A 266-nucleotide genomic window follows, 5' to 3' on the forward strand; every position below is an offset into this window, starting at 1 on the left:
GAATTAGCGGCGACTCAAATTCCAGCACCACAGCATAAGCGCCATCAACCTCCTTTTCCTCTAATCCCTTCAGCACTGGTCTTTCCTCGTCTGTCGGACTCAACCCCAAGCTACTCAAAGAGCTATCCAAATGAGCATCTTGACCGTAGCGATAGCGAGTGACATCTTTGCGAATCTGGTTTTGAGTAACAGTTGCTTGCTGCTGGCGTAGTGCCATTACCTCTTTCGAGGTGGGTTTACTGAATGGTACAGGCTTAAGTTCTGCG

1 protein-coding gene is annotated in these 266 nt (G+C 48.9%); it reads right to left on the reverse strand.

Translation table 11 applies throughout. The features are described from left to right. The coding region (locus tag FLQ44_RS19930; protein ID WP_240801352.1) for a DUF2854 domain-containing protein at positions 1-217 on the reverse strand (217 nt) is incomplete at its 3' end. Positions 218-266 lie beyond the last annotated feature (49 nt).

Origin of the sequence: Vogesella mureinivorans (genome assembly GCF_007644035.1) — a bacterium.
Taxonomy (GTDB): domain Bacteria; phylum Pseudomonadota; class Gammaproteobacteria; order Burkholderiales; family Chromobacteriaceae; genus Vogesella; species Vogesella mureinivorans.